This window comes from Acidovorax sp. 69 (assembly GCF_002797445.1).
GTDB lineage: Bacteria > Pseudomonadota > Gammaproteobacteria > Burkholderiales > Burkholderiaceae_C > Acidovorax.
In genome coordinates, this window is the sequence record NZ_PGEP01000001.1 from 2,974,367 (window position 1) to 2,998,821 (window position 24,455).

A 24,455-nucleotide genomic window follows, 5' to 3' on the forward strand; every position below is an offset into this window, starting at 1 on the left:
CCATAAACAGGGGGATGACCGACGCTGGAGGCGGAAGCACCAGGCCGGATGTCAATGCGCGAAGTATTCCACAGCCTGTGCGGCAATGGCTTCGCCATGCTCCTGCACAAAGTGGCCCGCCTGCGGCAGCACTACGGGCTCAGGGCAGCCGTGGATGAGCTGCTGCAACACCCGCATTACGGGCAAACCCAGCACCGGGTCTTGAGCCCCCACCACCATCAGGCTGCGGCCCTGCCACCGCTGTTGCCAGAACTGGCGGGCCTCGCGCGACAAAGCGGCACCGGGGTCATCGATGGTGGTGGGCACACGCTCGGGAAAAGCCCGCAACGCCGCCCGATAGCCGCGATCAGGGAACGGAGCGTCGTAGGCGGCACATTCGGCGTCCGTCAGTTGCGGGTTGCCACGCGCCAGCAGGCGGCCCACGCCGTACAAAGGTTTGTCGCGGCACATCGCACGCCAATCGACAAAGCCGGCAGGCAGCGGCGCATCGCCCGTGGCCAACAGTGTGTTCATCACCAGCAAGCCGTCAAAGCGATCCGGCATCGCCATGGGCAAGGTCAAGCCCAGAATCCCCCCCCAGTCCTGTACCACCAACACGGTGGTTCGCAAGTCCAGCCGTGCGATCAACTCCAACAGCACCTGCCGGTGCCAATCAAACTGGTGCAGGCCCTCTTTCTTGGGCTTATCGCTTTTGCCAAAACCGATCAGATCCGGCGCCACCACACGGTCGCCTGCCGCCAAAAACGTGGGCAACATGCGCCGATACAGATAGCTCCAGGCAGGATTGCCATGCAGGCACAGCCAGGTGCGGCGCGCGTCGCGGGGGCCTTCATCCAGATAGTGCAAACGCAGCCCGGCCAGGCTGGGCAAATCGCTCACGTAGTGGGGGGCCCAGGGATAGGCAGGCAGTTGGGCAAACGCGGCCTCGGGCGTGCGCAGCGCATCGTCACGCAGGGGGTGGCGAGCCAGCGCTTCGGAGCGCTGCTGCTGGCGGCGCTCGCGGAAGAAGCCGCTGAGCAGGCCGCCACATTCTTCAGCCAGCACCCCGCCTTGCACCTCGGTCTGGTGGTTCAACTCGGTATGGCCGAACAGGTTGAGCACCGAGCCAGCAGCCCCCGTCTTGGGGTCCCCCGCGCCATAGACCACACGCGCGAGCCGGGCATGCAGCATGGCACCACTGCACATGGCACAGGGCTCCAGCGTGACGTACAGGCTGCAACCATCGAGCCGGTAGTTGCCCAGCCTCTGCGCGGCGCCACGCAGGGCCACGATCTCGGCATGGGCCGTGGGGTCGTGCCCTTCCACGGGGGCATTGCGGCCCGAGGCAACAACCTCGCCGTCCTTGACCACAATGGCGCCCACGGGCACCTCGCCAGCGCGTGCAGCCTCCAGCGCCTCAGCCAGTGCCAGGCGCATCCAGTGTGCATCGTTGTCTGGGGTCATAGCTATTAAATCAATAGCTGCTAGCGCAATGAGAACAAGCGCCAGCAGTCACTTTCACTTACTTTGCAGCATCCTCGGGCATCGGCCGTGCCTGCTGCATCAAGCCTTCCATCTGCTGCTTGACCTGTTGCTGCACCTGCTGACTTTGTTCGCGCACCGTGCCCGTGGGTGCCGAGGCCGGGGTCCCAACACCTGTCGCAGTCTGCAAAGCGGGCACCGTGGTGCGTGTGGCAGACAATTGCTTCTTGGCCACCAAGCCCACGATGGCCAGCGCCACCACCAGCCCGACCACTCCAAATAGTGCACGCATAGCCTTGCTCCTTGTCGGGCTCAGGCGGCCCGCTTGCTACCGGCCTGACTGTAAAGCCAAACGCAGGGCGCAAAAAAGGCCGCACGCAGCGGCCTTTGGCATCTGCCGGGAAGGCAGACAGCGTCAGTTCAATGCCACGCGGCTGCCGTCCTTGAAGGTGTAGAGCGTCACGGCGGGCGTGGTCAGTTCACCCTTGGCCGTGAAAGCGATGTTGGCGGTCACGCCCTTGTACTCGGCCTTCGCAATGAAAGCGGCAAACACCTTGGGGTCCACCGAGTTGGCACGCTTCATCGCGTCGGCCAGCACCATGGCGGCGTCGTACGCGTAGGGGCTGTAGATCTGGAACTGGCCGGGGAACTTGGCGTCGTAGCGCTTCTTCCACTCTGCACCGCCCTGCATCTTGTCCACCGACGCGCCGCCGGTGGCGCAGGTCACGTTCTTCAAGGCCGGGGTCTTGCCCGACAGTTCAGGCAGCTTCTCGGTACACAGCGCATCGCCACCGAAGAACTTCACGTTGCCCAGGCCCAGTTGCTCCATCTGGCGCAGCATGGGGCCCGCCTGCGCATCCAGGCCGCCGTAGAAAATCGCGTCCGGCTTCTTGTTCTTGATGGCCGTGAGGATGGCCATGAAATCAGTGGCCTTGTCGTTGGTGAACTCCTCACCCACCACCTTCAGGCCCTTCTGCAGCGCAGTGGCCTTGAAGACGGACGCAACACCTTGGCCGTAGGCCGTGCGGTCGTCAATGATGGCCACCGACTTGAGCTTGAGGTGGTCGGCACCAAACAGCGCCAACGCAGCGCCCAGGGCGTTGTCGTTGGCAATCAGGCGGAAGGACGTCTTGTAGCCGGGCTTGGTCAGATCGGGGTTGGAGGCCGATGCCGTGATGTGCGGCAGGCCGCACTTGTCGTACACCGACGAGGCCGGGATGGAGGTACCCGACTGCAGATGGCCGACCACGCCCGCCACCTTCTGGTCGCACAGTTTTTGCGCCACAGCGGTGGCCTGGCGTGGGTCGCCCGCGTCGTCTTCCGCCGCAATTTCGAACTTGATCTTCTTGCCACCGATCACGAGGTTCTGGGCGTTGAGATCGTCAATGGCCAATCGCACACCGTTTTCAGTGTCCTTGCCGATGTGGGCAATGCCGCCAGACACAGGGCCAGCGTGGGCGATCTTGACGGTCTGCACATCCTGGGCGACAGCGCCAGCCGAGGCCAGCGAACAGGCCACCAGGGTGGCCAGCGCGGAAAGCGAGAAAAAGGGCGAAGAAGAGGAACGCAGCACGGTGAATGTCTCCAGAATCGAAAAAAGCAGACCCCGCCGCACCAACATGGGGCGCAGCGAAGCCCCGCATCGTAGCCACCCTCCCCGCCCACAACCGCCAATCGCTAAGCAAACTTAGCAATTTGCTCAAGCATTAACGTGGCTAATGGAGCCCCGGGGAGTTCCCTGCCCTGTGCACGACCTCAGGGGCGCCCTACCCATCTGGCCGTGCGCGCTGGGATAATCACGCCCCATGTCCCTCCTGCCCCACCAGCTCGAACTGCTCTCGCCCGCGCGCGACGCAGACATTGGCATCGAAGCCATCAACCACGGCGCAGATGCCGTTTATATCGGCGGCCCCGCGTTCGGCGCGCGTGCCAGTGCGGGCAACGACATCCGGGACATCGAGCGCCTGGTCAAGCACGCGCACCGCTTCAACAGCCGCATCTTCATCACGCTCAACACCATCCTGCGCGATGATGAACTGGAAGCCGCGCGCCAGATGGCCTGGCAGGTGTACGAGGCCGGGGCCGACGCCCTCATCATCCAGGACATGGGCCTGCTTGCCATCGACGACATGCCGCCCATCCAGCTGCACGCCAGCACCCAGACCGACATACGCACGCCCGAGAAGGCGCGCTTTTTGCAGGACGCAGGCCTGTCGCAGATCGTGCTGGCGCGCGAGTTGACGGTGCAGCAGATCGCAGCCGTGCACAAAGCTCTGGGCCCGGTGGATGCCCCCGGCCGCGCCAACATCGAGTTCTTCGTCCACGGTGCGCTGTGCGTGGCCTACAGCGGCCAGTGCAACATCAGCCACGCGCAGACCGGGCGCAGCGCCAACCGGGGCGACTGCAGCCAAGCCTGCCGCCTGCCCTACCAGGTGACTGACGCGCAGGGCCGCTTCATTGCGCATGACAAGCATGTGCTCTCGATGAAGGACAACAACCAGAGCGACAACCTTCGCGCCCTCATTGATGCGGGCGTGCGCAGCTTCAAGATCGAAGGGCGCTACAAGGACATGGGCTATGTGAAGAACATCACCGCCCACTACCGCACGCTCATTGACGAGATTCTGGAAGAACGCGAAACCTCGGGCCACCCACTGTCGCGCTCGTCCAGCGGCAGCACCCGCTTCACCTTCACGCCCAACCCGCTGCAGAATTTCAACCGCGAGTTCACCGACTACTTCGTGACCGGCCGAAAGGAAGACATCGGCGCCTTCGACACCCCCAAGAACCCCGGCCAGGCCATTGGCTGGGTGACCAAAGTCGGCCCCGACTTCGTGGAGCTGGAAGTGAGCGACCCGGCCACCGTGCTGCACAACGGCGACGGCCTGTGCTACTACGACCTGCACAAGGAACTGGTGGGCATGGCCATCAACGTGGCCGAGCCGGTGTCCGCGCGCAGCGTGGGGCACTGGCGCGTCTATCCGAAAGACCCGATGGAGGGATTCAAGGACCTGCGCAAGGGCACCGAGGTCAACCGCAACCGCGACATGGACTGGGTGCGCACGCTGGAGAAAAAGTCCAGCGACCGCCGCATCGGCCTGTGGGCGCACCTGAGCGAAACCCCTGCGGGCTTCAGCCTGATGCTGACCGACGAAGACGGCAACGTGGGCTGCTCTGCAGTGAAGCACGCCCACCAGGCCGCCAGCGATGCCGCCAAGGCCGAAGCCAGCCTGCGCGAGCAGTTGGGCCGCTTTGGCGCCACCATCTTTGCAGTGCACGACATCGCGCTCTCGCTGTCGCAGCCCTGGTTTGTGCCGGCCTCGGTGCTCAACGCGCTGCGGCGCGACGCGCTGGCCGACCTGGAAACCCAGCGCGCAAGCAACTTTGTGCGCCTTCCGCGCGCCACACCGGTCGAGCCGCCCGCCCCCTACCCCGACGACACGCTGAGCTTTCTGGGCAACGTGTTCAACCACAAGGCGCACGATTTTTACGTGCGCCACGGCGTCAAGGTGATCGATGCGGCCTACGAGGCGCATGAGGAAGAAGGCGAAGTCAGCCTCATGATCACCAAACACTGCGTGCGCTTTTCGATGAGCCTGTGCCCCAAGCAGGCCAAGGGCGTGACGGGCGTGCAGGGCACCATCAAGGCCGAACCCTTGATGTTGATCAATGGCAAGGAGAAGCTGACCTTGCGCTTTGACTGCAAGCCCTGTGAAATGCACGTGGTGGGCAAGATCAAGCGCCAGGTGCTGAACCAGGCCAAAGACATCCCGCTGACCTTCTACAAAGCCCGGCCGCAGAGCGCGCACTGACGCACCGGCGTGCGGCCGTTTCTTTCCGACTGCCGCATGCCCCCTTCCAACGCCCCCCACCTCCACCCACCAGAGGCAGTCGCCCAGGCCCACGGCGTCGACCCTGACGCAGGCCTGCATGCCGACGAGGCCCTGCGCCGTAGCGCCACCCACGGCGCCAACGAATTGGCCGCATCGCAAGACCGCCCCTGGTGGCGCTTGTTGGCCGACCAGTTCAAGGACTTCATGGTGCTGGTGCTGCTGGGCGCGGCCGTTATCTCAGGGCTGGTGGGTGAAGTCACCGACACGCTGGTGATCCTGGTCATCGTGGTGCTCAACGCCGTCATCGGCTTTGTGCAGGCCTGGCGCGCCGACCAGGCCATGGCAGCGCTGCGCCAGCTGGCTGCAGCGCACGCCACGGTGCTGCGCAGCGGTGCCGTGCAGGTGGTGCCCGCCACGGTGCTGGTGCCCGGCGATATCGTGCTGCTGGAGGCTGGCAACCAGATCCCGGCAGACCTGCGGCTGATCGAGATTGCACAGCTGCAGGTGGATGAATCGGCCCTCACGGGCGAATCCGTCACCGTCGCCAAACAGACCGAAGCCCTGGCCGCCGAGGACGTGGGCGCACTGGGCGACCGTACCAACATGGCCTTCAAGGGCACCACCGCCACCCACGGGCGGGCGCGTGGGCTGGTGGTGGCCACCGGCATGCACACCGAGCTGGGCAAGGTGGCCACACTGCTCGACACCGGCGACCGCAGCACCCCGCTGCAGTTGCGCCTGGCGGCCTTTGGCAAACGGCTGGCGCTGGCGGTGCTGGGCATCTGCGCGGTGATTTTTGTGGTGGGCGTGCTGCGCGGCGAAGCGCCTCTGCTCATGGCACTCACGGCCATCAGCCTGGCCGTGGCAGCCATCCCCGAGGCCCTGCCTGCCGTGGTCACAGTGTTGCTGGCCCTGGGCGCACGCCGCATGGTGGCAGTGCATGCGCTGGTGCGGCGACTGCCGTCGGTGGAGACCTTGGGCTCGGTCACCACCATCTGCTCGGACAAAACGGGCACCCTGACGCAAAACCGCATGCACGCCGAGCTGCTGATGGCCCACGGCGTCCGCTGGGTGCCTGGCGACCCCCTGCCCGGCCCGGCCCACGCCGAGGCCTTGCGCGCCGCCGCGCTGTGCAACGACGCCACGCTCCAGGCGCAGAACGAAGAGGGCCAGTCGGGCACCCACTGGCAAGGCGACCCAACCGAAACCGCGCTGGTGCTGGCCGCCCACGCAGGGGGCCTGGACAAGGCCCAGCTCGACACCGCCAGCCCCCGCGTGCAGGAGCAGCCGTTTGACTCCGACCGCAAGCGCATGACCACGTTTCATCGCGATGCCCACGGTTTTATGGCCTACACCAAGGGCGCGCCGGAATCGGTATTGCCCCGCTGCACCGCCCACTGGACGCCCGAGGGCACTGCTGCACTCGACACCGCCAAGGTCCTCTCCACCGCCCAGCAACTCGCCGCCCAGGGCCTGCGCGTGCTGGCCCTGGCCCGCCGCAGCCACGCGCGCCTGCCCGACACCAACGACATCGACGCGGTGGAAAACCAGCTGGAGCTGCTAGGCCTGATCGCCCTCATCGACCCACCCCGCCCCGAGGCCCAGGCCGCAGTGCGCGACTGCATCAGCGCAGGCATCACCCCGGTGATGATCACCGGCGACCACCCCGCCACCGCCCGCGCCATTGCACACCGCCTGGGCATTGTGAAGAGTAGCGATGCCCCTGTGCTCACCGGCGCCGACCTGGCCACGCTCGACGATGCCGCGCTGCGAGCCCGCGTTGAGCAGGTGCAGGTGTATGCCCGCGTGGACCCGGCGCAAAAAATCCGCATCGTAGAAGCCTTGCAGGCCCAGGGCCACTTCGTGGCCATGACGGGCGACGGCGTGAACGACGCACCCGCCCTCAAGCGCGCCGACATCGGCATTGCCATGGGCCAGGGCGGCACCGACGTGGCGCGCGAGGCATCCAGCCTGGTGCTGCTGGACGACAACTTCGCCACCATCGTTGCCGCCGTGCGCGAAGGCCGCCGCATCTACGACAACATCCGCAAGTTTGTGCGCTACGCGATGACGGGCAACTCGGGCGAGATCTGGACCATCTTCCTCGCTCCACTGCTCCTCTTGCCCATTCCGCTGTTGCCCATCCACATCCTGTGGGTCAACCTGGTGACCGACGGCCTGCCGGGCCTGGCGCTGGCGGCAGAACCGGCGGAGCGAGGCATCATGCAACGCCCGCCCCGCGCACCGCGCGAGAGCCTGTTTGCCCACGGCATGTGGCAGCACATTTTGGGCGTGGGCCTGCTCATTGGTGGGCTGTGCCTGGCGGTGCAGGCCTGGGCGCTGCACACCGGCCACGCGCACTGGCAGACCATGGTGTTCACCGTGCTCACGCTGGCGCAGATGGCGCATGTCATCGCCATCCGTTCCGAATCCGAACCCCTCTGGCGCCTGGGCCTGCTGAGCAACCGCCCGCTGCTGGGCGCCGTGCTGCTCACCTTTGCGCTGCAGATGGCCACCATCTATGTGCCCTGGCTCAACCCCATCTTCCGCACCGAGCCGCTGAGCCTGGGCGAGCTGGCGCTGTGCATTGGTGCCGCGCTGGTGGTGCTCGTGGTCGTGGAAATCGAGAAGGCCTGGCGCCGCAGCCAGCACGCGCGGCGCACCAGCCCAGAGCCCACCGACAGCGCCATGGACGAGCCGGCTGCCTGAAAGAGTCCAGGGCGCACAAGAGCGTCATAAGCACATAGCCAACGATTCGATGACGCCACGGGTCCAGGGTGCCAGAATGGCCCGCGCCATCGGCACATCGAGCCTCGTCCAGCAATGGGCTGAGCCCCGTTGTTCCACTTCCATTCCTTCAACGAAAGAGACAGCACCCATGCACATCGAAACCCTGGCCGTCCACGCAGGCTACAGCCCCGACCCCACCACCAAGGCCGCGGCCGTGCCCATCTACCAGACCGTGGCCTACGCGTTTGACAGCGCCCAGCACGGTGCGGACCTGTTCGATTTGAAGGTGCCGGGCAACATCTACACCCGCATCATGAACCCCACCACCGACGTGCTTGAAAAGCGCGTCGCGGCGCTCGAAGGCGGCATCGCCGCGTTGGCAGTAGCCTCGGGCATGGCAGCCATCACCTATGCCATTCAGACCATTGCCGAGGCGGGCGACAACATCGTGTCGGCCAGCACGCTGTATGGCGGCACCTACAACCTGTTTGCCCACACGCTGCCCCAGCAGGGCATTACCACGCGCTTTGCCGACCCGCGCGACCCGGCCAGTTTTGCGCAGCACATCGATGCGCGCACCAAGGCCATCTTCATCGAGTCCATCGGCAACCCGCTGGGCAACGTGACGGACATCCGCGCCCTGGCCGACGTGGCCCATGCGCACGGCATTCCGCTGATCGTCGACAACACCGTGCCCAGCCCCTACCTGCTGCGCCCCATCGAGCACGGCGCCGACATCGTGGTGCACTCGCTCACCAAGTACCTGGGCGGCCACGGCAACAGCGTGGGCGGCGCCATCGTGGACAGCGGCAAGTTCCCGTGGGCCGAGCACAAGGCACGCTTCCCGCGCCTGAATGAGCCCGATGTGAGCTACCACGGCGTGGTCTACACCGAGGCCCTGGGCCCAGCCGCCTTCATCGGCCGGGCGCGCGTGGTGCCACTGCGCAACACGGGTGCCGCGCTGGCACCGCTCAACGCGTTCTTGATCCTGCAAGGCATCGAAACCCTGGCGCTGCGCATGGACCGCATCTGCGACAACACGCTGGCCATTGCCAAGTACCTGCAAAGCCACTCCAAGGTGGAATGGGTGCGCTACGCCGGTCTGCCCGACCACCCGGACCACGCGCTGGTGCAACGCCAGTCGGGCGGCAAGGCCTCGGGCATTTTGAGCTTTGGCGTGAAGAACAGCGATGCCGACCCGCGCGCCGCAGGCGCCCGCTTCCTGGACGCACTGCAGCTCTTCACGCGCCTGGTCAACATCGGCGATGCGAAGTCCCTCGCCACGCACCCCGCATCGACCACCCACCGCCAGCTCAACCCTGAAGAGCTGGCCAAGGCGGGCGTGAGCGAGGGCATGGTGCGGCTGTCGGTGGGCATTGAGCACATCAGCGACCTGCAGGCCGACCTGGCGCAGGCACTCGACAAGGTGTGATGTGCGAATGGCCATGCGCCTCCAAAGCGCATGGCCAGGCACCCTTCATCCCATTTTTGAGGCTTTTTGCACCCAAGCGCTTGTGGAATATGCGCCACCAGCTATATATTCAATAGCAAAAACGCACAAAGGCGTTGCCGAGCCTGCCGACGCGAGGCGGGGCTATGGCAACCCGCGCCGGGCGCTGGCCACATTCAGCCAAGGTCGCGTGCCAACCGGATGCCGGTGAACTGCCAGCGCGCCGTGGCCGGGAAGAAATTGCGGTAGGTCAGCCGCTCGTGTCCCGGGGGTGTGGCGCTGGACGAGCCCCGCAGCACGTACTGGTTGACCATGAACTTGCCGTTGTACTCACCCACTGCGCCTTCGGCCACCCGAAAGCCTGGGTATGGCGCATAGCTGGACTGCGTCCACTGCCAGGCAGCGCCTTGCCACTGCGCCATGCCAGAGGTAGCCTGCGCGGCCGCATGCTCCCATTCAGCCTCGGTGGGCAGGCGCGCGCCCACCCAGCGCGCGTAGGCATCGGCTTCGTAGTACGACAGATGCAGCACCGGCTGGTTGCCCTGCAACGGCTGCAGGCCGGCCAGCGTGAATTGGTGCCAGGCCCCATCGATGCGATGCCAGTACAGCGGCTGCTCCAGCCCCAGCGCCGCCCGCCAGTCCCAGCCTTCGGCCAGCCAGAGCAGCGGATTGCGGTAGCCGCCACCTTCCACAAACGCCAGGTACTCGGCTTGCGTCACCAGCCGCGAGGCCAGCACGTAGGGGCGCAGATACACCCGGTGGCGCGGGCCCTCGTTGTCAAAGGCAAAACCGCTGCCCGCGTGGCCGATCTCAGTCAGCCCCCCCTCAAAGGGTTGCCACGCCATCGCTTCGGCAGCCTCTGGCATCACAGCCGCTGAAGCATCGGCATAGGCCGGAAACAAGGGGTTGCAAGACAGCAGGTGCAGGATGTCGGTGAGCATCAGCTCCTGGTGCTGCTGCTCATGCTGCAGGCCCAGCCCGACCAGGGCGCACAGCGCAGCATCGTGCGCCACCGTGGGCCACAGGCACGCCATGCGGGCATCCACGTCGGCCCGGTAGGCCAGCACTTCATCCAGAGAAGGGCGCGTGAGCAGCCCGCGCTGGGGGCGCGGGTGCTTGGCACCCACACCGTTGTAATAGGAGTTGAACAGCACCCGGAACGCGGGCGCAAACGGTGCAAACCCCGGCTCATGAGATTCGAGCACAAAGGTTTCAAAAAACCAGGTGGTGTGGGCCAGGTGCCATTTGGTGGGACTGGCGTCCGGCATGGACTGCGCGCCACAGTCCTCGGCAGAAAGGGGGGCAGCCAAAGCCACCGAACGGTTGCGCACGTCGACATAGCGGAATGGCAGCGCGCAGGAGGTCATGGTCATTTGAGAAAACCGTTAGGGGCGGGCATGCACCACCGCAAACCATCCCCGCTCGTCCGTCCATGCCTGGGCCTGCGCGAAACCTGCACGCGCCAGCATGTCGGTGAACACGGGCAATGGGTATTTGTAGCTGTTTTCAGTGTGGATGCGCTCCCCCTGGTCAAACCTTCGACCGCCGCCGGGCCAGCGCACCTCGGTATCGGACACGGCCTCCAGGTGCATTTCAATGCGCGACGCCTCGGTATTGAAGAACGCCCGGTGCTGCCACTGTTCTAGGTCGAAGTCGCTGCCGATCAAGCGGTTCACATGGCGCAGCACGTTGCGGTTGAACTCCGCCGTTACACCGGCAGCATCGTCGTACGCAGCCTCCAGCACCGCCACATCCTTGGGCAGATCGATACCGATGAGCAACCCGCCGTCGTCCTCAATCAGCTCACGCATATGGGTTAGCAGCTCCAGCGCATGCGGCGGATCGAAGTTGCCGATGGAGGAGCCCGGGTAAAACACCAGCCGTCCGGTGCGGGGAATGTCATTGGGCAGCGCCACGCCCAGGGTCATGTCGCCACCCACGGCGCGTGCGTCCAGCGCAGGGAAGTCATCACGAAGCCCCTGCACGGCCGCCTCCAGAAAGTCTGCCGAGATATCAACCCCCACAAAACAGGCCGGCTGCACCAGACGGCACAGGGTGCGGGCCTTCTGGCAGTTGCCCGCGCCCAGTTCGATCAGGGTGCGGCCAGGGCCCACCGCGCCCGCAATGCTGGCCGCATGCGCCTGCATCAACCCCACTTCGGTACGCGTGGGGTAATACTCTGGCAGCCGTGTAATGGCCTCAAAGAGCTGAGAGCCGTGCTGGTCGTAGAAGTATTTGGGAGAGATGCGCGCGGGCCGCTGGGTCAGACCGTGCGTGATGTCGGCGTGGCGAGGCATGAGCATGATTCAGGGAAACGTTGGGTGCGGCAGCGCCGCCGGGTAGTCAACAAAGGCAGAGGCACCAGGGGCGCGCGCACCATGCACGCCCCCCATACCAATGTTCCATTGTGCGTTGCCTCACCAATGCCTGTGTGTAGGTCATTTCCCCACCCACAAAAAAAGGGCTGGCGCCTGTGCGCCAGCCCTTTTTCCCTTGGAGAACTCTCGCTGTCAGGAATGTGGGGGCCATATGGCCCCCACCCTCCTTAGAAGCGCCAGCCCAGACCCACGCCCACCAGAACGGGGTCTACCTTGAAGGTGCCCAGCTTGGCACCACCTGCGCTCACGTCGGTCTTGATGAAAACCTTCTTCACGTCGAAGTTGAGGTACAGGTTCTTGGCCAGCGGGATGTCCACACCCACTTGCAGCGCGGGGCCGAAGCTGTTGCGGTCAATGTCCACGCCAGCGGGCAGGTTCACGCTGGAGAAACGCGTGTAGTTCAAACCCGCGCCCACATAGGGCTTGAAGCCGGCGGCTTCAAAGTGGTATTGCAGCAACAGTGTGGGTGGCAGGTGCTTGAGCGTACCGATGGCAGTGCCGGCAGCGCTGAGGGTGTGCTTTTGGGGCACGGTGAGAATCAGTTCGGCCGCAACGTTCTTGTTGAAAAAGTACGTGACATCCACTTCAGGGATGGTCTTGTCGTTGACCGACAGGCCCAGGGGCGTGCTGTCCTTGTTGGCGCTGTCCAGGTGCACCACGCGTGCACGGACCATCCAGGGGCCTTCAGCCTGTTGCGCGAAGGCAGCGCCAGAAGACAGGGCACAGAGAACGGCGACAGCCAGCAGGTTTTTTTTCATGGTATTTCGCATCGGTTGGACGGGGACGACCCCCGTGCATGCATTGAACCGCTGCAGCCCCCACCCGGCCTTGCCTTACATCAAGGCCTCCGTACTAACCCTTAGACATACATCAAGGAGTACCCACTATTGATCTGTGGACTTGCCGCGCAGACGCTGTACCAGCGTAACCCCCACGAGCACCAGGCCACCGGCCACAATCCCCACCACGGCATTGATCAGGTTGGGCACCAGCACCGCCCACAGCCCGCCCACGGGCCATTGCGCCGCCGCCGCGCCCGCAGCCTCAACCGCATGGTGCAACACAGGTACGCCGTGCACCAGAATGCCGCCGCCCACCAGAAACATCGCCGCAGTGCCCGCAATAGAGAGGCCCTTCATCAGCCAGGGTGCCGCACGCAGGATGCCAGAGCCCAGAGCGCGCGCTGCGCTGCTGGCCTTGTTGTTGAGCCACAGGCCCAAGTCGTCGAGCTTGACGATGCCCGCTACCAGCCCATACACACCGATGGTCATGATGATCGCGATGCCCGACAGCACGGTCAGCTGCTGCACAAAGGGCGCAGCGGCCACGGTACCCAGGGTGATGGCGATGATTTCAGCCGACAGGATGAAGTCGGTGCGCACAGCGCCCTTGATCTTGTCGTTTTCGAAGGCCACCAGATCCACCGCCGGGTTGGCGTTGGCCTTGGCATGGCTTTCGTGTTCGGCCTCATCTTCGTGTTGCGCATGCAACAACTTGTGCGCCACCTTCTCAAAGCCCTCAAAACACAGAAAAGCACCGCCAATCATCAACAGCGGCGTGACTGCCCAGGGCGCAAAGGCACTGATCAGCAGCGCCGCGGGCACTAGGATCACCTTGTTGATGAACGAGCCCTTGGCCACTGCCCAGACCACAGGAATCTCGCGCTCGGCGCGCACCCCGGTGACTTGCTGGGCGTTGAGTGCCAGGTCATCGCCCAGTACGCCAGCCGTCTTCTGCGCAGCCACCTTGGTCATGACAGACACATCGTCGGCCATGGCCGCGCTCTTTTTGGCGGCCACTTTCGTCATCAAGGCCACATCGTCGAGGATGGTGGCGATATCGTCGAGCAGAGTCAGAAGGCTGGCACCGGCCATAAGAGGGCTCCGAAAGGATAGGAGCGCCGATTATGGGGTCGGCCCGGCCTGGGCCACGATCACATCTTGCACAGCGGCGATGCCGGCGGTGTGATGCTGGCGGGGTAGCTCTGTTCGATCACCGGGCGCAGCGTGCCGTCCGCCATCTTGACGCGTGCCACGTAGTTGGGAATCAGCAGCTGGTTGTCCGCAGGGCGGATGGTCGCCTTGCCATACAGCGTGTCCACCGTGGCTCCGCGCAGTGCCTTGGTCACGGCTTCGGGCTGCACGCTCTTGGCCAGCGTGACACCCTGGAACAACACCATGGCACCGTTGTAGGCCTGGCCTTCGGTGTCGGACGGCAGCCGGTTGTGCTTGGTTTTGAACGCGGCAGCGAACGCCTTGCTCTGGGGCGTGTCAATGTCTGGCGTGTAACCCACGTTGCCGGGCACGTTGGTCAAGGACTGACCGGTGGCATTGACCACGAAGTTCGACAGCAGCGCGTGGCCGATGAGCGGTGTCTTGGGAATCAGGGCGAAGTCCGCCGCCTGCTTGGTAAAGGCAATGGCGCCGGAGACGTCTGCCACCCAGATCGCATCCACATTGGCGGCCTTGATCTGCTGGATGTAGGGCGCGTAGTCCTTGGTGCCCAGCGGAACGAACAGCTTGGTCGTTACCTTCTTGCCCTGTGCCGTCACTGCCGCCTCGAACGACTTGGCCGAATCCTGGCCCCACACATAGTCGGCCGCCATGATGGCGAAGTTGTTGCCCGGGATGCCCTTGACCCATTCGTTGATCATGGCCAGGTCCATCGCATCCGAATGGTTGGTGCGAATGAAGCGCGGGCTGCAAGCATCCTGCGTGAGCTTGTCTGCCTTGCTGATGGTGCCGATGAAGGCAGCATCCCAACGCGCCAGGTTGGCGCTGATCGCGAGCGAGATCGACGAGGTGATGGGGCCGATCAGCAGGTTGTGGCCATCGCGGGCCAGCTTCTCGGCGGCGCGGCGGCCGGCATCGGGGTTGCTCTCGTCGTCGCCTTCGGCCGCCACGATCTTGCGGCCGTCCACCCCCCCTTGGCGTTGGCTTCTTCCACCGCAAAGCGGATGCCGTTGAGCACATCGGCGCCCATGGTCGCAAACGGCCCGGACTTGGACGTCACCAGACCGATTTTGAGCGGCTCTTTGTCTTGCGCCGCCGCCGTCAGGGGCAGTGCAGCCACGAGCACCACGCCCGCCAGCAGTTGTTGAATCCGCGAGGTCTTGAACATTTTTGTCTCCTTGAATTGGCCGGAAAGGCCCGGCTGCCACACCATCGCCACAAACACTCCCTGCGCACTTGCGGTGCGCGCGCTACACCATCACGTGTTCTTCCAGCGCCCTCAGGCCCTCAGCGCCCTGCTCCACCGTGCCCGACGCCACCACCGAACCTTTGGCCATGGCCAGGTAGCGGTGCGCCACGCGCACCACCAGGCTCAGGTTCTGCTCGATCAGCAGCAACGCGGTGCCCTGCGCGGCCACCTGGTTGAAGATGTCGGCGAGCTGGTCGACGATGACCGGGGCCAGGCCTTCGGTCGGTTCGTCGAGCAGGATGAGGTCCGGGTTGGCCATCAGCGCGCGGCCCACGGCCAGCATCTGCTGCTGCCCGCCCGACAGCGCCGTGCCCGGCGTCAGGGCGCGCTCTTGCAGGATGGGGAACAGCTGGTAAACCTGCGCCAGGCCCCAGGGCCCCTTGCGGCCCACGGCGGCGCCCAGTTGCAGGTTCTCCTGCACCGTCAGGTTGGCCACGATGCGCCGGCCCTGCGGCACCACGGCCACGCCGTGGGCTGCGGCCACATAGGGGCGGGGTTTTTTCACCGGCTTGCCCCCTACGGCCAGCTGGCCGCTTTTCATCTGGGCCAGGCCCAAAACGGTGTTGACCACCGTGGTCTTGCCCACGCCGTTGCGCCCGATGAGGGCCACACGCTCGCCCGGGTGCACCGCCAGGCTGAGCCCGTGCAGGATGTGGGCCGTGCCGTAGTAGGCGTGCACGCCGTCCAGTGTCAATAAAGCGCTCACGCGGCACTCCCCAGGTAGGCTTCGCGCACGCGCGGGTCGGCGCGCACCTGGGCGGGCGCGCCGTCAGCAATCACACGGCCCAGCTCGAACACGGTGACCGCGTCGGAGATGCCGAACACCACATCCATGTCGTGCTCCACCAGCAGCACCGACACCTCCCAGCGCGCGGTCAGCGCCTGCAGGTGCCGGGCCAGGTCATGTGACTCCTTGACGGACAGGCCGGCCATGGGTTCGTCCAGCATCAGCAGCTGGGGGCGGCCCACCAGCGCCAGCGCCAGGTCCAGCCGGCGTTGCTCGCCATAGCCCAGGTCTTCGGCCAGCATGTCGCCGAACTGGGCCAGGTCCAGCTCCTGCAAAACGGCATCGGCGTCCGCTGCCGAATCGGCCACGCCCATCAGGTGTGAGGCCAGTTCGACCTGCTTGCGCACCCCCATGCCACCAAAGATGCTGGTGCGCTGGAAACTGCGCGACAGCCCCCGCTTGCGCCGCTCGACCGCGCCGAGATGGCTCACGTCCTCGCCCGCCAGGCGGACGCTGCCGCGCGTGAGCGGGCGGCGGCCGGTGATGGCGTCGATCACGGTGGATTTGCCCGCGCCGTTGGGCCCGATGAGGCCCCGGATCTGGCCTTTTTCCAGTGTCAGCGCCACGCCATCGAGCGCCTTCACCCCGCCGTAGTGGATGGCGACATCCACCACTTCCAGTACATAAGCGCTCATGGCTTGCCCCCCTGTGCTGCAGCCGGGTCGCTGGCACCGCCCGCACCACCCACACTGCCGCCGCGCGAAAACCCGCGCCGCAACAGGCGCTCCACCGCGCCGGTGATGCCGTCGGGCGAGAACACGATCACGGCAATCAGGGCCGCGCCGAAGATCGCCATGGAATGCGTGGCGTATTCGCCCAATAGGTCCTTGAACAGGAAATAGAGGATGGCGCCGACGATGGGGCCGATAGGCCGCTTGAAGCCGCCCACCACCACCATCAAGAGCGTGATGGCCGACACACTCCAGTGCAGGCTCTCCGGCGAGACAAAGCCGGTGTTGAGCGACGACAGCAGGCCCGCAATGCCGGTCACCACCGCCGACAGCGCATACACCAGCGCACGCGGCACCGTGGTGCGGATGCCGATGAAGCGGGCGCGTTCCTCGTTGTCGCGGATGGCTTCAGTCACCGCGCCGAAGCGGGTGCGCAGGATGCACAGCAGCACGAAGGTCACCACCACAAGCAGCACCCACGACAGCATGAACAGGTTGCCCGGCTTGAGCAACAGCGACTGCGGCACACCGAACAGCGTGGACGGCCACGGAATGTTCATTCCGTCCGCCCCGCCCGTGATCCCCCGCGCCCGGGCGGCGAGCAGATAAGCCATCTGCCCGATCGCCAGCGTCAACATGCCAAAGGCAATGCCCGGCACGCGCACGATGACCAGGCCCACCACAAAGGCGGCCACGCCCAGGGCCACCAGCACCGACAGCAGCGCCCATTCGGCGGGCATCCAGCCGAGCGTGAGCACCACGCCCATGCCGTAGCCTGCCGCGCCGAAGTACAGCGCGTGGCCAAAGCTCACCAGCCCGTTTTGCTTGAGCAGCACGCCCACGCCCAGGGCAAAGATGGCGTAGATCACCGCCTGGGTGAACATGCCCAGCAGGCTGGTCGAGCGGGTCAGCAGCAAAATAGCGCCCCCCGCCAGCAAGGCCAGCAGCGACAGGGCCAGCAGGCGGCCCAGGCCACCGTCCGAAACGCGCGCAACACCGGTCATGTGCGGCTCCCGGCCAGACCCGAGGGCTTCCAGATCAGCACCGCGATCATGAAGATGAACGGCAGCAGCACCGACACCTCGGGCAGGTAGACCGCGCCCAGCGCCTGCATCATGCCCAGCAGCAGCGCCGCCACAAAGGCCCCGGCCAGCGAGCCCAGGCCGCCAATAACCACCACCACAAAAGAGTCGATCAGCACGTCTGAACTCATGTGCGGCGACAGCGACAGAAACGGCGCCGCGACCACGCCCGCCAGGCCGGCCAGCGCGCTGCCCAGCCCCACCACCGCCGCACTGAGCCGGTCGGTGTTGACGCCCTGCATGGCGGTGGTGACCGGGTCGGTGCTGGCCGCGCGCACAAAGAGGCCCACCTTGGACCAGCGCAGCCACAGCGTGAGCCCCACCGCCACGGCCGCGCCCACCACCATCACACCGATGCGGTAGGCGGGCAGGTCATGCCCCATGAACTTCACGGAAAACGCCAGCAGCTCGGGGGTGAACAGCGAGTAGTTGCCCTTGCCCCAGATGAAGGCCACCAGGTCTTCCAAAATGAGCAGCAGGCCGAAGGTGACCAGCATCACGTTGAGCGGCTCCTGGTCCTGCAGCAGGCGAAACGCGTAGCGGTCGAGCAGTACGCCCACCACCGCCATCACCAGCGGCGCGGCCACCAGCGCCACCCAGAAGTTGCTGTGGATGGCCACCGAATAACCGATGTAGGCGCCCAGCATGTACAGCGCCCCGTGCGCGAAGTTCACCACGCGCCGCAGGCCATAGATCAGCGCCAGGCCCGAGCTCATCACGATGAGCAAGGCCCCGTACACCAGTCCGTTGAAGAGGTTGATCGCCAGCATGTTGTTGTCTCCTTGCGGCGGGCTGCGGCGCAAACACGCCCGCGCGCTATATTTTTAATAGCTATCAGCGCTTTATTGATAAGCGCTAGAGGCCTAAAAGCCTTGAAAATCGGTGTCCTATCCTCCTGCGGGTCAGCGGTGCTCGAACTGCGGCGCCCGTTTGTCAAGAAACGCACGCATGCCTTCGTGGGCGTCGTGGCTGGCAAAACGCGCGTACAGCGCCCTGCGCTCGAAAAGAATCCCCTCGCTGAGCGAGCTCTCCCAGGCGCGGTTGACCGACTCCTTGATGGCCGCCAGCGCCGGTGTGGAATAGGCGGAGATCTGCGTGGCCAGCGCCAGCGTGGCGTCGAGCAGCTGCGCATCGGGCACCACGCGCGAGACCAGGCCGTAGCGGTCGGCCTCTTCGGCGCCCAGCAACCGCGCCGACAGCGCCATGTCCATCGCCTTGGCCTTGCCGATGGCACGCGGCAGGCGCTGTGTGCCGCCCGCGCCGGGCAGCATTGCCAGCTTGATCTCGGGCAGTCCAAAGCGTGCCGACTCGGCCGCGACGATGATGTCGCAGGCCAGCGCCAGCTCACAGCCTCCGCCCAGGGCAAAACCTGCCACCGCCGCCAGCACGGGCTTCTTCACCTGGCGAATGGTTTCCCAGTTGCGGGTGATGAAGGCGCGCTCCACCACCTCGGCGTGGCCCCAGTCCACCATGGCGTCAATGTCGGCGCCCGCGGCAAAGGCCTTGTCGTTGCCGGTGATCACGATGGCGCCCACGGAGGCATCGGCATCGGCGGCCAGCAGCGCTGCACCCAATGCGTCCATCAGTGCATCGCTCAGCGCGTTGAACTGCGCCGGGCGGTTGAGGGTGATGAGCGCCACGCGGCCGTGCCGCTCCTGGCGGACCAGCGCCGCTGCCGCAGGGGATGCGTGCCCTGCTGTGTCGGAGGCTTGCATCGCACTCAATCCTTGCTGCGCATCATTTCGCGCAGCTTGAACTTCTGGATCTTTCCGGATGGAGTCGTGGGCATCGTTTCGGACACCACCAGCCGCTCGGGGATGTACTGCACCGCCACCTTCTGCGCCTTCAGGAAGTCCTGGATGGCCGCCAGGTCCAGCGTCTGCCCCGGCTTGGGCACCACCACGGCGCAGGCCCGCTCGCCCAGGCGTTCATCGGGGTAGGCCACGATGGCCGCCATCGCGACGCCAGGGTGGCGGTACAGCAGCGATTCGATCTCGACCACCGGAATGTTCTCACCGCCGCGGATGATCACGTCCTTGCTGCGGCCGGTGATGCGCACATAACCCCGCTCGTCGATGCGCGCCAGGTCGCCGGTGTCGAACCAGTCGTCGGCGTCCGTGCCGTTGAGGTGGGGTCGGTGCAGGTAGCCGCCAAAGTTGGAGCACGAGCGCAGCATCAGCTTGCCCGTCTCGCCCGCAGGCAGCGCCGTGCCGTCCACATCGACCACCTTGATCTCGACGCCCGGCAGCGGGCAGCCATCCGTAGCCACCGAACGCTCGTCGTCATCGTCGAGCTGGGTGGTGGTGACTGCGCCGTTTTCCGTCATGCCCCAGGCGGAAACGATCTTGGCGCCCAGTGCAGCCCGCGCCTGCTCGACCAGCGGGCCGGGGATCGGCGCCCCGGCACACAGAAAAGTGCGCAGGCTGGGCACGACCTGCCCGGTCTCGGCCACGGTCTTGGCCAGGTCGGTCAGGAACGGCGTCGAGGCCATGGTGAAGCTGACCTTGTGCTGCTGGATGAGCGCAATCGCCTTCTTCGGCTCCCACACGTCCTGCAGCACCACGCCCGTGCGCAGCATGATGGGCATCATCAGTCCGTACATGAACCCCGTCTGGTGCGCCATGGGCGAGGCCATCAGCACCGTGTCGTCCGACCCCAGGCGCAGCCGCTGCGCATAGGGAACGATGTTGGCCATCAGGGTATTGGCCGAATGCATCACGCCCTTGGGCTCGCCGGTGGTGCCCGAGGTGTAGATGAGCTGCGTGGCTTCGTCCGGGCCGGGCCGGTGGCGTGTGAGGATGTCCTGCGCGTCGGGCTCGTCTTCCCAGCGGGGGCCACTTAGCAGCGCGTCGAAACTGTTGGCGCCGGTGCCGCCCACGATGACCAGGTGTTTCAGGTCGGGCAGGCTGGCCTGAAGGCCGGTGGCCATGGCCTCAAAGTCAAAGCCGCGGAAACTTCGGGGTGCAATCAGCACCTTCGCCTCGCCGTGCTTGAGCATGAACGACAGCTCGCGCTCGCGAAAGATGTGCATCAGCGGGTTCATGACCGCGCCGATGCGCGAGCAGGCCAGGTAGGTCAGCGTGAACTGCCACCAGTTGGGCAGCTGGCAGGCCACGATGTCGTTCTTTTGCACGCCCAGCCGCGCCAGGCCCACGGCAATGCGGTCGGCGAGGCGGGCCAGTTCGCGGTAGGTGAACTGCGTCACCTCGCCGGACTCCACCTGCACCGCCGTCAACGCCAGCTTGTCAGGGCATTGCGCCAGGCAGGCGTCGAGTTCGTCGTTGATGGTGCGGTCGTGCCAGAACCCCTGGGCGATCATGCGCGCGCGGCGCGGTGGCAGCAGTACGGCGTCGAATTCCATGGTTTGTCTCCTGGTGTGGATCAGTTTTTATGGGGTGATGGGTGAAAAGGGGCGCGATGCCCCGGCTAGGCGGGCACGAATTTGCGCCCCGCACGCACGCGCGCAATGACGGTTTTCATGATCTGCGCCGTGCCGTCGCCGATCTGGAAGCCCAGCACGTCGCGCATCCGCTGCTCCATCGGCCCGCGGTCGTAACCGCCATGGCCAAAGCACAGCAGGCACTGGTGGACCACGTCATAGGCCAGCTTGGGGCCCCACCACTTGGCCATGCCGGCCTCCGCGCTGTGCGGCAGGCCCTGGTCCTTGAGCCACAGGCCCTGCAGGCACAGCAGGCGCGCGCCTTCCACCTCGGTGTCGAACTGCGCCAGCGGGTGTGTCACCCCCTGGAAAGCCGAGAGTGGCTGGCCAAAAGCCTGGCGCTCGGTGATGTAGGCCCAGGCTTCTTCCAGCGACACCCGGGCCACCGCCAGGCATTGCAGCCCGATGAGCGAGCGCGAGAAATCAAAGCCCTGCATCACCTGCACGAAACCCTTGTTCTCATCGCCCAGCCGGTGGCTGGCCGGCACGCGCACGTTCTCGAAAAAGATCGAGCCGCGACCGATGGCGCGCTGGCCATGGCAGTCGAACCGGCTGGTGGTGACGCCCGCTGTGTCCATCGGTACCAGCAGGGCCGTGACGCCATGCGCGCCCGACTCCGGCGTGCCGGTGCGGCCGAAAACGACCGTGATGTCCGCCTGGTCGGCCGCCGAGATGGAGGTCTTCTCGCCGTTGATCACATAGTCATCCCCCACACGCTCGATGCGCAGGCGCAGGTTGGCCGCGTCCGAGCCACCCCGGGGTTCGGTCAGCGCAATGGCACAGATCGCCTCGCCCTGCACGATCTTCTGCAGCCAGGGCGCGACCACGTCGGGCTGGCCGTATTGCGACAGGATCTGGCTGTTGAGCGAGGCCAGGAGGTTGATGTACGAGAAACTCAGGTCGGCCCGCGCGATTTCTTCATGGATCACGCCAGCGGCCAAGCTGCCCATGCCCAGGCCGCCAAACGCCTCGGGCAGCTCGGGGGCGATGAAGCCCAGCTGCCCCATCTCGCGCATCAGCGCCCGATCGAACACGCGGGATTGGTCACGCTCCAGAAAGCCGGGCGCCACACGCTCCTGCGCAAAACGGCGCACCGTGGCGGCCAGGGCCTGCAGGTCTTCACCAAGGTAGGGGTTCGGGTTCATCGCGGCGTCCTGCTTACTTGACGTACTTGCGGAACTCGGGCTTGCGCTTTTCGGTGAGGGCTGCAACGCCTTCGCGCGACTCTTCCGTGTCGTAGTACAGCTTGAGCGCGTACATGCCCAGGCCCGCGATGCCGGCCTGGTGCGCCGTGTCGGCATTGAAGCTGCGCTTGGCGATGGCCAGCGCCGTGGGGCTGCGCTCGCACAGTTCCTCGCCAATCTTCTGCACCTCCGCATCGAGCTGGTCGTGCGGGAAGCAGAAGTTGGCCAGGCCCATGGCCACGGCCTCGGCACCGCTGTAGCGGCGGTTGAGGTACCAGATCTCGCGCGCCTTCTTCTCGCCCACCACGCGGGCCAGGAAAGCCGTGCCATAGCCCGGATCGACCGAGCCCATCTTGGGGCCCACCTGGCCGAACTGGGCCTTGTCCGAGCAGATGGTCAGGTCGCAAATGGTGGCCAGCACATTGCCGCCGCCAATCGCGTAGCCCTGTACCCGCGCGATGACCGGCTTGGGCACGTCGCGGATGGCCGTGTGCAGCTCTTCCATCGGCAGGCCAATGGTGCCGCGCCCGTCGTAGTTGCCGTTGTGGGCCGACTGGTCGCCACCCGTGCAGAACGCCCGGTCGCCCGCGCCTGCCAGCACGATGGCGCCAACCTGTTTGTCATAGCCCGCCTTGTTCAGCGCGCGAATGATCTCGTCGCAGGTCTGCCCGCGAAAGGCATTCATCTTGTCGGGCCGATTGATGGTGATCCAGGCCACGCCATTGCGCACTTCATAAAGGATGTCTTCGAAATTCATGGCAGGTACTCCGTGTTCGTTGAGAAAAATGCGGGCATCGGCTGCGCCGTCAGCCCACCATGCTCAGGCCGCCCGAGACGCTGAGCACCTGGCCGGTGACATACGCCCCGTCGTCGCTGGCAAAGAAAAGAATCGCGCCCGGAAGGTCGCCCGGCTGGCCAATGCGGCCCAGCGGAATCGATCGTTTGAAGGCCTCTTCGAGCTTCTCGGGGTTGCCCGCGCCGACCTTGTAGTCCGCGAACAGCGCGGTGTCGGTGGGCCCGGGGCACACCACATTCACCGTGATGCCGTGACGTGCATGCTCGCGGGCAATGGTCTTGGAAAAGGACACCAGCCCGCCCTTACATGCGGCATACACCGCCTCGCCCGACGAGCCGACGCGTGCCGCGTCCGACGAGATGTTCACGATGCGCCCGCCCTTCGCGCCAGCCACCATCACCGGCAGCACCGCGTGGTGCATGTGCAGCGCGCCAGTGAGGTTGATGGCGATCAGCTTGTCCCACTGCGCGGGCTCGGTCTTGGTGAATGGCTTGAACACGTCCCAGCCCGCGTTGTTGACCAGCACATCGATACCGCCCCAAACCTGCTGCACGGCGGCCACAGCAGCGTCCACCTCGGCGCGCACCGTGATGTCGCAGCGAAACGCCTGCGCCGTGCCGCCGGACTGCGTGATGCGGTCCACTACGGCCTGCGCGGCATCGGGATTCATGTCGAACACCGCTACATTGGCTCCCTCTTGGGCAAAGCGCTGGCAAGTGGCACCACCGATGCCGCCGCCGCCGCCGGTCACGATCACTGTTTTTCCGTCAAATCGTTGCATGAAGCTCTCCGTCAATTTAAGGGGCCTGAGCCACCAAGAGAAGTATTTAAGTCAATATGTTGTCGTATATTAAGCAGCAGAAGGACGCTGCGCAAGAAAAAAACCAAGGATTAATTCATGGATAACCCTGATGATCGTCAGCTTGTGACACGCATGGAACTCGCCAACCGGGTTTTCTTCAGGATGTACCAATGTGCAAATATGTTGCATAAAACAGGGTCGCGCGCCGTGGCTGCAGAGGGCCTGACGACGCAGCAGTGGGCGGTGCTGGGCGCGCTGTCGCACCCCAAGGCTGCGGGCGGGATGAGCGTGGGCGACCTCGCCCGCTACCTGATGGTGAGCCGCCAGAATCTTTCAGGGCTGATCAGCCGCATGGAACGCGACGGACGCGTGCGAAGCGCCCCAGACGGGCGCGACCGGCGTTCTCGCCTCGTCAGCATGACCGAGGCTGGGCGCCAGGTGTGGGAGGAGCAGGCAACACCGCAGATCCACGCTTACTACGAGGACGTGCTGGGGGACTTCTCCATCAGCGACATCTCGCACACGCTGCACTACCTGCTCAAGATCCTGAACAACATGAAGCGCCTGGACAACGACGTGGGTGGTGACTCAGACGCAGACGCAGACGATGTGATGACGCCCTGAGCGCCTCACCCCCGCCT

20 protein-coding genes and 1 pseudogene are annotated in these 24,455 nt (G+C 65.4%); 4 read left to right on the forward strand and 17 right to left on the reverse strand.

Going from position 1 to position 24,455, the window contains the following annotated elements:
* Positions 1-51: 51 nt before the first annotated feature.
* From tadA to CLU85_RS13635, 3 genes are all read right to left on the reverse strand, one after another.
* The gene (gene tadA / locus CLU85_RS13625) at positions 52-1,443 is read right to left on the reverse strand and encodes a tRNA adenosine(34) deaminase TadA (RefSeq protein WP_100410724.1); all 1,392 of its coding nucleotides are present in this window, start codon (positions 1,441-1,443) and stop codon (positions 52-54) included.
* A 58-nt stretch (positions 1,444-1,501) separates the two neighbouring features.
* Positions 1,502-1,753: a hypothetical protein gene (locus tag CLU85_RS13630; RefSeq protein WP_100410725.1), complete on the reverse strand. Its 252-nt coding sequence runs from the start codon at positions 1,751-1,753 to the stop codon at positions 1,502-1,504.
* Positions 1,754-1,876: 123 nt separating this feature from the next.
* On the reverse strand, positions 1,877-3,082 hold the full coding sequence (locus tag CLU85_RS13635; RefSeq protein WP_369858217.1) for a branched-chain amino acid ABC transporter substrate-binding protein: 1,206 nt from the start codon (positions 3,080-3,082) through the stop codon (positions 1,877-1,879).
* A gap of 184 nt (positions 3,083-3,266) precedes the next feature.
* Between CLU85_RS13635 and CLU85_RS13640 the strand changes: the two genes are divergently transcribed.
* From CLU85_RS13640 to CLU85_RS13650, 3 genes are all read left to right on the forward strand, one after another.
* Positions 3,267-5,273: a U32 family peptidase gene (locus tag CLU85_RS13640; RefSeq protein WP_100410726.1), complete on the forward strand. Its 2,007-nt coding sequence runs from the start codon at positions 3,267-3,269 to the stop codon at positions 5,271-5,273.
* A 36-nt stretch (positions 5,274-5,309) separates the two neighbouring features.
* Positions 5,310-8,003, forward strand: coding sequence for a cation-translocating P-type ATPase (locus CLU85_RS13645; RefSeq protein ID WP_100410727.1), 2,694 nt, complete (start codon positions 5,310-5,312; stop codon positions 8,001-8,003).
* 169 nt (positions 8,004-8,172) lie between these two features.
* A complete protein-coding gene (locus CLU85_RS13650) occupies positions 8,173-9,456 on the forward strand; it encodes an O-acetylhomoserine aminocarboxypropyltransferase/cysteine synthase family protein (protein WP_100410728.1) in 1,284 nt (427 codons plus the stop codon).
* Positions 9,457-9,650: 194 nt separating this feature from the next.
* Here CLU85_RS13650 and egtB read toward each other — a convergent pair whose 3' ends face one another.
* From egtB to badH, 14 genes and pseudogenes are all read right to left on the reverse strand, one after another.
* A complete protein-coding gene (gene egtB, locus CLU85_RS13655) occupies positions 9,651-10,847 on the reverse strand; it encodes an ergothioneine biosynthesis protein EgtB (RefSeq protein ID WP_100410729.1) in 1,197 nt (398 codons plus the stop codon).
* Between the two features lie 12 nt (positions 10,848-10,859).
* Positions 10,860-11,777: an L-histidine N(alpha)-methyltransferase gene (egtD, locus tag CLU85_RS13660; protein WP_100410730.1), complete on the reverse strand. Its 918-nt coding sequence runs from the start codon at positions 11,775-11,777 to the stop codon at positions 10,860-10,862.
* A 242-nt stretch (positions 11,778-12,019) separates the two neighbouring features.
* Positions 12,020-12,610 (reverse strand): OmpW family protein, encoded by a 591-nt coding sequence (locus tag CLU85_RS13665; protein ID WP_100410731.1) that lies wholly within the window; start codon positions 12,608-12,610, stop codon positions 12,020-12,022.
* Positions 12,611-12,736: 126 nt separating this feature from the next.
* Positions 12,737-13,726, reverse strand: a complete 990-nt coding sequence (locus CLU85_RS13670) for a DUF808 domain-containing protein (RefSeq protein ID WP_100410732.1) — start codon at positions 13,724-13,726, stop codon at positions 12,737-12,739.
* A gap of 59 nt (positions 13,727-13,785) precedes the next feature.
* Positions 13,786-15,017 (reverse strand): annotated as a pseudogene (locus CLU85_RS13675) (ABC transporter substrate-binding protein).
* 37 nt (positions 15,018-15,054) lie between these two features.
* Positions 15,055-15,759 (reverse strand): ABC transporter ATP-binding protein, encoded by a 705-nt coding sequence (locus tag CLU85_RS13680; protein WP_100410733.1) that lies wholly within the window; start codon positions 15,757-15,759, stop codon positions 15,055-15,057.
* Entirely contained in the window at positions 15,756-16,475 is a 720-nt protein-coding gene (locus CLU85_RS13685; RefSeq protein ID WP_100410734.1) for an ABC transporter ATP-binding protein, read from the reverse strand. Before CLU85_RS13685 ends, CLU85_RS13680 begins: the two co-directional genes overlap by 4 nt.
* Positions 16,472-17,515: a branched-chain amino acid ABC transporter permease gene (locus tag CLU85_RS13690; RefSeq protein WP_100410735.1), complete on the reverse strand. Its 1,044-nt coding sequence runs from the start codon at positions 17,513-17,515 to the stop codon at positions 16,472-16,474. The genes CLU85_RS13685 and CLU85_RS13690 overlap by 4 nt, the downstream gene beginning before the upstream one ends.
* Complete coding sequence (locus CLU85_RS13695; RefSeq protein WP_100410736.1) at positions 17,512-18,363, reverse strand: branched-chain amino acid ABC transporter permease; 852 nt, start codon at positions 18,361-18,363, stop codon at positions 17,512-17,514. The genes CLU85_RS13690 and CLU85_RS13695 overlap by 4 nt, the downstream gene beginning before the upstream one ends.
* A gap of 132 nt (positions 18,364-18,495) precedes the next feature.
* Positions 18,496-19,308 (reverse strand): enoyl-CoA hydratase-related protein, encoded by an 813-nt coding sequence (locus CLU85_RS13700; RefSeq protein ID WP_100410737.1) that lies wholly within the window; start codon positions 19,306-19,308, stop codon positions 18,496-18,498.
* A gap of 5 nt (positions 19,309-19,313) precedes the next feature.
* Positions 19,314-20,954, reverse strand: coding sequence for a cyclohexanecarboxylate-CoA ligase (gene aliA, locus CLU85_RS13705; protein WP_100410738.1), 1,641 nt, complete (start codon positions 20,952-20,954; stop codon positions 19,314-19,316).
* Between the two features lie 65 nt (positions 20,955-21,019).
* Positions 21,020-22,177, reverse strand: coding sequence for a cyclohexanecarboxyl-CoA dehydrogenase (gene aliB / locus CLU85_RS13710; RefSeq protein ID WP_100410739.1), 1,158 nt, complete (start codon positions 22,175-22,177; stop codon positions 21,020-21,022).
* A 13-nt stretch (positions 22,178-22,190) separates the two neighbouring features.
* Positions 22,191-22,973, reverse strand: a complete 783-nt coding sequence (gene badI / locus CLU85_RS13715; RefSeq protein ID WP_100410740.1) for a 2-ketocyclohexanecarboxyl-CoA hydrolase — start codon at positions 22,971-22,973, stop codon at positions 22,191-22,193.
* 49 nt (positions 22,974-23,022) lie between these two features.
* Positions 23,023-23,793: a 2-hydroxycyclohexanecarboxyl-CoA dehydrogenase gene (gene badH / locus CLU85_RS13720; protein WP_100410741.1), complete on the reverse strand. Its 771-nt coding sequence runs from the start codon at positions 23,791-23,793 to the stop codon at positions 23,023-23,025.
* 117 nt (positions 23,794-23,910) lie between these two features.
* Here badH and CLU85_RS13725 point away from each other — a divergent pair, with 117 nt between their 5' ends.
* Complete coding sequence (locus CLU85_RS13725) at positions 23,911-24,438, forward strand: MarR family winged helix-turn-helix transcriptional regulator (protein WP_100410742.1); 528 nt, start codon at positions 23,911-23,913, stop codon at positions 24,436-24,438.
* Positions 24,439-24,455: the final 17 nt, after the last annotated feature.